This window comes from Pseudomonas sp. Sample_10, assembly GCF_004321495.1.
GTDB lineage: Bacteria > Pseudomonadota > Gammaproteobacteria > Pseudomonadales > Pseudomonadaceae > Aquipseudomonas.
This window is the reverse complement of record NZ_RCOE01000091.1, coordinates 1-802: the sequence shown is the minus strand read 5'-3', so window position 1 is coordinate 802 and position 802 is coordinate 1. Positions and strand designations below refer to the sequence as shown.

Here is an 802-nt window from a genome sequence, read left to right as displayed (position 1 = left end):
GTGTTCGAGCGTATGAGCACCGAGCGTGAGCGTGAAGCTCGCGAGCACCGCGCCAAGGGTAACGAGCTGGCTGAAGGCATTCGTGCCGATGCCGATCGTCAGCGCCGCGTGTTGTTGGCGGAAGCCTATCGTGAATCTGAAGAGATTCGTGGTGATGGCGATGCCCAGGCCGCTTCGATCTACTCCAAGGCCTACGGTCAGGATCAGGAGTTCTACGCGTTCTACCGTAGCCTGCGTGCCTACCGTGAAAGCTTCGCGAACAAATCCGACGTCATGGTCCTGGACCCGGGCAGCGACTTCTTCCGTTACCTGGAAAAAGCCAAGCCTTGATACGACGTTGACCTGAATCAGTCCGCCCGGCGGCTAAAACCTCGGGCGGGGTGATCCTTTGGGAAAACGTGTGTATGATGCGGCAGCCGGGAAATTCCCGGCTTTTTTGCGTCTGCACGTTTGATTGCTGTTTTTGTGCAGGCGCCCGAGTTGAATGACTCGACAGGTTTTTCGAGGAAAGTGGTTGGCGAAGCCGGATTCAGGCTTTTCGCCCCGTTGTTCATGCGCGTGGTTTGCACATGAGCCGATCATTTTCTGCTTCACTCAAGGCTCGCCCAAAGGCTTGTCGCCCGGATCATAGGGGAATGGCGTAATGGCAACGGTAGACCGCTGGCTGCTGCCAGATGGCATCGAAGAAGTACTGCCACCGGAAGCTGCGCGTATTGAAGTCGCGCGTCGTCAGGTGTTGGATCTGTTCCAGAGCTGGGGTTACGAGTTTGTCGTGACTCCCCATATCGAGTACCTGGAATCC

At 56.9% G+C, this 802-nt stretch carries 1 protein-coding gene and 1 pseudogene; both read left to right on the top strand.

From position 1 onward, the window contains the following. Window positions 1-330: pseudogene (locus D8U18_RS08735) on the top strand (protease modulator HflC); the annotation flags it as partial. 313 nt (window positions 331-643) lie between these two features. Continuing rightward, window positions 644-802, top strand: a 159-nt coding sequence (locus D8U18_RS08730; RefSeq protein WP_177435006.1) for an ATP phosphoribosyltransferase regulatory subunit, incomplete at its 3' end; no start/stop codon positions are given.